Origin of the sequence: Rhizobium rhizogenes NBRC 13257, from assembly GCF_000696095.1 — a bacterium.
GTDB lineage: Bacteria > Pseudomonadota > Alphaproteobacteria > Rhizobiales > Rhizobiaceae > Rhizobium > Rhizobium rhizogenes.
Genome location: NZ_BAYX01000007.1, coordinates 469,497 through 475,718 on the forward strand (window position 1 = coordinate 469,497; position 6,222 = coordinate 475,718).

6 protein-coding genes are annotated in these 6,222 nt (G+C 60.6%); 1 reads left to right on the plus strand and 5 read right to left on the minus strand.

What is annotated here, in order from left to right:
• Positions 1-10: 10 nt before the first annotated feature.
• Positions 11-724 carry a sulfate transporter family protein gene (locus RRH01S_RS18600; protein WP_012652449.1) on the minus strand — a complete coding sequence of 238 codons (714 nt, stop codon included), beginning with the start codon at positions 722-724 and terminating at the stop codon, positions 11-13.
• A gap of 254 nt (positions 725-978) precedes the next feature.
• Between RRH01S_RS18600 and RRH01S_RS18605 the strand changes: the two genes are divergently transcribed.
• Entirely contained in the window at positions 979-1,830 is an 852-nt protein-coding gene (locus RRH01S_RS18605) for a MurR/RpiR family transcriptional regulator (RefSeq protein ID WP_037221326.1), read from the plus strand.
• Between the two features lie 28 nt (positions 1,831-1,858).
• Here RRH01S_RS18605 and RRH01S_RS18610 read toward each other — a convergent pair whose 3' ends face one another.
• From RRH01S_RS18610 to RRH01S_RS18625, 4 genes are all read right to left on the minus strand, one after another.
• Positions 1,859-3,442, minus strand: a complete 1,584-nt coding sequence (locus RRH01S_RS18610; RefSeq protein ID WP_034517441.1) for an FGGY-family carbohydrate kinase — start codon at positions 3,440-3,442, stop codon at positions 1,859-1,861.
• A 20-nt stretch (positions 3,443-3,462) separates the two neighbouring features.
• Positions 3,463-4,137 carry an HAD family hydrolase gene (locus RRH01S_RS18615; RefSeq protein ID WP_042473478.1) on the minus strand — a complete coding sequence of 225 codons (675 nt, stop codon included), beginning with the start codon at positions 4,135-4,137 and terminating at the stop codon, positions 3,463-3,465.
• Between the two features lie 100 nt (positions 4,138-4,237).
• Positions 4,238-5,719 (minus strand): mannitol dehydrogenase family protein, encoded by a 1,482-nt coding sequence (locus RRH01S_RS18620; protein WP_012652453.1) that lies wholly within the window; start codon positions 5,717-5,719, stop codon positions 4,238-4,240.
• A 122-nt stretch (positions 5,720-5,841) separates the two neighbouring features.
• The coding region (locus RRH01S_RS18625; protein ID WP_042473485.1) for a TOBE domain-containing protein at positions 5,842-6,222 on the minus strand (381 nt) is incomplete at its 5' end.

A 6,222-nucleotide genomic window follows, 5' to 3' on the forward strand; every position in this document is an offset into this window, starting at 1 on the left:
ACGGCGGCATTCAGGCACGCAGAGCCGCTTCCTTCCGCGAAATCAGCTTGTGCAGATGCACCATCATCCCCGCGGCAAACAGCGGCGTCAGAAGATTGACGATGGGAATGGCAAGGAAGGCGGCGATCACCAGCCCCGCAAGGAAGACGGTGAACGCATGCTTGATCCGGAACTGCCGCGCTTCGTCTGGCGATCGAAAGCGCATGGCGGCGAATTCGAAGAATTCCCGCCCGAGCAGGTAACCGTTGACCAGGAAGAAGGCGACGAGATTGACGCCGGGAATGAAGAGCAGAAACAGCGCGAAGATATTGCCGACGATCACGACGCCAAGGAATTTCAGCGAACCTTTCATCGCCGGCACGAAGGGCAGCGCCTTTCCGGGCGGATCGGCCGGATAGTCCCGCTTTTCCACGACATCAGCGACATCGTCGAGAAACAGGCCTGCGATCAGTGCCGTCACCGGCGCGATCAGCAGCGCCAATGCCAGCGCCAGACCGAGGCCAGCCAGAAGTCCGAGAAGCAAGGTGAGCCAGCTCGTCCAATCCGGCGCCGATGGCAGGAAGCTCTGCAGCCAGGGCAACACAACTGCCACGAAGGTACTGTTCAACGCAAACCAAAGAACGGCGAGCGCCAGCAACGTCAGGCCGAGCACCTTCCAGAAAACCTTGCGCGTCTCGGCGGCAAAGAGATTGGCGAGGGAAAGACGCGCGGCATCAATGATCATTCGTTCGACATCTCCTGAGCGATGATCCAACAGGTAGGCAACGATTGCAAATATATCAATATCTTCCCGCCATACGGGCGCGGATTGCGGGAAATTGAATTATTGTAATAAAGTATCTACTAATATAGTGTGGGCGTCATACTAAAAACAACAACCTAGGCATGATCGACGACTTCGGTAAGCTGCACGCTACCCGATTGCTCCCGCAATCGGTGCGATAGCAGATCGGATGAACCGTTAGCGAGGCGCAACATTTGGAAGACCTTGGTCACAAGCTTAGACAATATATGAAGAGCGGTACTCCCGCAGAGCGCCGAATAGCCAAGTATTTTTCCGAACACTTGAACGAGTTACCTTTCGAAACCGCCTCTTCCGTGGCCGACAGGCTCGAGTTGAGCCCGATGACCGTCGGGCGCTTCCTACGGTCGCTCGGCTACCAGGGCCTGGACGGGATCAAGGTCCATCTGAAGGAAAACGTAGCTCCGATAGCACTACAGTTGTCGAGCCTTCTGGAGCAGTTGCAGAAGGATGCCCTTGAGGGCCGCCCGATCGCCGGCCAGATCGTCGAACAGGTCGAGATGTTACAGCACCTCTACAATCTCACCGGCCAGCCGCAATGGCATGAGGCCGTGGCGGCGAGCCTGTCCTCCAGCGAGGTTTTCGTCGCCACCCATCTTAGCCTTGCGGGCCTTGGCCGCCATTTTTGCGATCGTCTCGAATTCGCTCGTGATCATGTGCAATTCCTCGACGGCGCGAACGGCAGTTATATCGAGCTGCTTGGCCGCCCGGCGAACGATGCACTGGTGGTGATCATCGACTCGCCCCGTTTCATGACATCACGATTGCTTGCACGTTCCGCGCGCCGCTCCGGCTACAAGGTGCTGCTGATCACCGGCCAATACACCGAATGGGCACATGAATTCGCCAACAACACCTTGTCATTGCCACCCCTGCGCATCAGCGGCCGCGACAATCTATCGTCAATGACGGCGCTGCTGGAATGCCTGGCTTCCGCTGTCATTCAGGCGGCGGGCGAGGAAGCGGGAAAGCGCATGCGAAAGATCGAAGAGCTGGAAGGTATATTCACCTACACGCCGCTTCGATAAGGATCCGAAGCGACGATCAACCGCCGGCCTATTCCATCGCGTCCAGTTCGGCGCGATGACGGTACATGGCGAGAAAACGCCGATAGTCGCGATCATAGAGCGCTTTCCTCTGCCGGTTCGGCAGGCGTTCGTGACCGCCGGGATACATGGCGGCACCAGCCGTCGCGAGGCTCTCGTAAAGCCCGCAGGAGACAGCGGCGGCCATCGCCGTCCCTAAAAGCACGGCCTCATTCATCTTCGGCACCACCACCTTGCAGCCGGTGACATCGGAATAAAGCTCCATGAGCACGGCATTCTTCACATGGCCGCCGGCGACATGCAGCGTGTCGGGCACGTAGCCATAATCATGCATCTTCTCGAGGATGTGGCGGATGCCGAGCGCGATGCCGACGCTCGTGCGCCAGTAGAGTCGGCAGAGGCCATCGAAGGAGGTGTCGAGCGTCAGGCCGCTGATGACGCCGACCGCATGCGGATCGGCAAGCGGTGATCGGTTGCCGTGAAAATCCGGCAGCACATGAAGGCGCTCGGCAAAGGCGTCGCCCTCAGCAGCGCGCAGTTCCGCGATGCGCCGGACGATGCGGTCATGCAGCGCCGCCGTCGGTTCGCCGCCGGCCGCATGCATGTTGACGATATGATCGAGCAGCGCGCCGGTCGCCGACTGCCCGGCCTCGGCCAGCCATGTGTCGGCAAATACGACTTCGTAATAGGGGCCCCATAGCCCGGCGCTACGCTTGCGTTCGCGCGAAAAGGCGACGATGCAGCTCGACGTACCGGCGATCAGCGCCAGTTGACGCTCCAGCGCATCACGGTCGCCGGCATGGCCGCCGAGCGCACCGAGCGCACCGGCATAGGCGTCGACCATTCCCGCACCGACATGGCATTCGCGGTCGAGCCCCAGGGCTTCGGCCGCTTCCGCCGTCAACTGCCCGACACTTTGCCCGACGGGCGCCGTCTCTTCCGGCAGGTTGCCGCGTTCCCGCAGATCGCCAAGGCCGATCACATCGAGGAAATCCGCCTGCCAGCCGGGCCTGCGATGGGCTAGATAATTCCATTTCGCCGTCAGCGTACAGCGCGAACGCGCCAGCGAACCGGTCACCTTCCAGGTCAAAAAATCAGCGAGATCGAAGAAATAACCGGCCCTGGCCCAGCTCTGTGGCAGGTTTTTCTTCAGCCACATCAGCTTGGGCATCTCCATCTCCGGCGACATGAAGTGGCCGGAATGCTCCAGAACTTGATGCCCGGTCGCCGTGCAGAAATCCGCCTCGGCAAGCGCTCGGTGATCGAGCCAGACGATGGTATCGAACCGGTCCTCGCCACCGGTCGACACCGTAAGCGGCATGCCCTCTATGTCGCGCACGACCAGGGAACAAGTGGCATCGAAGCCGATCGCGCCGATGACGGAGGAGCTGACACCGGAGGCCGTAACAGCGCTGCGCACGGCTGTACAAACTGCAGCCCAGATATTTTCGGAACTGTGCTCGGCGTGGTTCTCACGCGGGCGGTTCATGAGGATCGGATGTTCGCCCTTTGCGAGCAGGGCACCGCTCGACGTGAACACGCCAGCGCGCGCGCTGCCAGTGCCGATGTCGACCGCAACCACATGATCACGCATCAAGAAGGAGCCCCGTCCGCTTATGTCTTGTTACGGACAAGGTGTATCAAATCCGGCATCGCGTCAAACACGACTTCGGGCGAAAGCCGTTCCAATTCCACCCGGTAACTCGGCGAATGGGCATGCGATCCACCGGTAAAGGCAAAAACCGTCATGCCCGCCGCCCGCGCCGCCATGATGCCGGCCGGGCTGTCCTCGATGACGATGCAGTCCTTCGGCTCGACCCCCATTTGCTTTGCGGCATAAAGGAAGAGATCGGGCGCCGGCTTGCCGCGCTTGACCATGCTGGCACTGAAAATATGCGGCTCCAGCCGCTCGAGCAGGCCAGTGACGCCAAGCGAAAGCCGGATGCGTTCCAATTGGCTGGAGGAGGCGACACAGCGCGGCGCGGCAAGCACGTCCAGCGTCTCGGCAATACCGTCGATCGGCCTCAGCTCATGGCGGAAGCGCTCATAAAGATCGTTGCGGATGCGATCGAGAAAGGCCTGGTCGATGAAGACGTCGAATTCGGTCTCCAGCGTGTCGACAAGCGTGGCGAGGCTCTTGCCGAGGAAGCGGCTGTAGACATCCTCCTCGCTCATATCAACGCCGACATCGCGCATGGCGTCGATGAGCACGCTGACGGACAGCGGCTCGCTGTCGACAAGTACGCCGTCACAATCGAAGATTACGAGTCCTTTATCCGCATTCGTCATCGCAGATCCAACCCGAACCCTGTTTCAGCCGCATCTCTTTCGAGCATCGGCCTGGCCATAAAAATTCGGCCGGGACTTGAGCGCCCCGGCCGACAAACGATTAATCCGCGAGTTTGTTGTCGAGGTATAGCTGCAGGGTGGCGCGGGTGCCCTTTTCCCACAACGTTTTTAGCGCATGCGCAAAGCGCTTGCGGAAAAGATCCGATTTGGCGACGTCACCGAAAATATCGTCGAAGACGAGGAAGGCGCCGGGATCATCCTTGGCCTTCAGCGCCGCGGCGTGCAGCCGGTCGGCGCTGGCGTCATTGAAGACGATATCCTGGCCGCTATCGGTCTTGCCGGCGAAGTAGCGGCACCAGAGCGCCGAGACCAAAGCGAGACCGACGACATCTTCTTTGCGGGCGAGACGATCGGCGGTCGACGGCAGGATGAACTTCGGCTGGCGGTTCGAGCCGTCCTGCGCCAGGCGCGGAATGGTGTCGGCGATCTTCGGATTGGAGAAGCGGTGCTCGATCAGCTTGAAATAATCGGCTAGAACAGTGTTCGGCACCGGTGGAATGACCGGAATGATCTCGTCATTCTCAAGCTTGGCGAGATAGGCGCGGATCAACGGCTCCTCCATGGCCTCATGGACGAAATGCACGTCCATCAACGCCGCCGGATAGGCGATGGCCGCATGGCCGCCATTGAGGATACGGATCTTCATATGCTCATAGGGCGTCACATCCGGAACGAAGGTGACGCCGACCTTTTCCAGCGCCGGCCGGCCGGCCGGGAAATTGTCTTCCAGCACCCACTGCTTGAACTCTTCGCAATAAACCGGCCAGTTGTCCTCGATATCGAAGGCGCTTTTCAGGAGATCGATTTCGCGTGCGCCGGTGGCCGGCGTGATACGGTCGACCATGCCGTTCGGGAAGGCGACATTGGCGGCGATCCAGTCGGCGAAGACCGGATCCGAAAGCTTCGCCGTACCGACGACAGCGGCTTTGGTGACACCGCCATTGTGGGGAATGTTATCGCAGGACATGACGGTGAACGGCTGCAGGCCGGCGGCACGGCGCGCTTTGAGGCCGGCGACAACAAGGCCGAACACCGTCTTCGGCGCGTCCGGGTTCTGGCCGTCAGCAACGATGGCGGGGTGAGCCGGATTGAACTTGCCGGAAGCGTCGATGAAGTAACCGCCCTCGGTGATCGTCATCGAGACGATGCGGATCGAGGGATCGGCAAGCTTGGCGATGATCGCCTTGGCGTCGCCAACCGGCAGGATGTCGACCATCGGCGCGGTGACGCGGGCAGCCGTCTTGTTGTTGTCCTGCTCGACCACCGTCGTCAGGAAATTCTGGGCGGCGAGCTTTTCGCGCATAGCGGCGTCCGAGGGCAGTACGCCGGCGCCGATGATCGCCCAATCGTGGTCCTGGCCGATATTGAAAAGGTCGTCGAGGTATATCGCCTGATGGGCGCGATGGAAGTTGCCGACGCCGAAATGAACGATACCCGCCGATAGCGACTTCGGATCATAGGCCGGAATGGCAGCGGTTGCGGCCGCTTCCTGAAGCGTTGCGAGCGATAATTTGCACGTCATGTCTCAAGTCCTTCTGAAAGGTCTTTTTGCTCCGGATGACTTGGGAGAGCCGCTCCGGTTGGGATGTTCCCGGCCCGCCTGCATCGACAGATGCGGGCCGAGTGAAATGGCATTCGCCCAGCTTAGATCGCCAATCCGTTTCCGTCGAAGCGGTGGATTCGGCTTTTGTCAGGCGTGAGATAGACGGTATCTCCGGCGCGAGCCGGGAAGTCCCCGGTTCCGCGCGCGGTGATGGCGCCGATGCCGTCGGCCTCTATGTGGAGGAAGGTGTCGGAGCCGAGATGCTCGGCATGGTTCACCCTGCCCTTCCAGTCCCCGCTTTCCGTCGACAGCAGCACATGTTCCGGACGAACGCCGATCGTGTCGGCGCCGAGCGCTTGCGCATAGGCACCCTTGACGAAGTTCATCTTCGGAGAGCCGATGAAGCCGGCGACAAAGAGATTGCGCGGGCTCTTGTAGAGTTCCAGCGGCGAGCCGACCTGCTCGATGTTGCCGCGGTTCAG

Excerpts from the sequence above, each read along its gene's own strand:
- RRH01S_RS18600 (WP_012652449.1), bottom strand. The coding sequence starts at position 724 with ATGATCATTGATGCCGCGCGTCTTTCCCTCGCCAATCTCTTTGCCGCC.
- RRH01S_RS18615 (WP_042473478.1), bottom strand. The coding sequence starts at position 4,137 with ATGACGAATGCGGATAAAGGACTCGTAATCTTCGATTGTGACGGCGTA.
- RRH01S_RS18610 (WP_034517441.1), bottom strand. The coding sequence starts at position 3,442 with ATGCGTGATCATGTGGTTGCGGTCGACATCGGCACTGGCAGCGCGCGC.
- RRH01S_RS18620 (WP_012652453.1), bottom strand. The coding sequence starts at position 5,719 with ATGACGTGCAAATTATCGCTCGCAACGCTTCAGGAAGCGGCCGCAACC.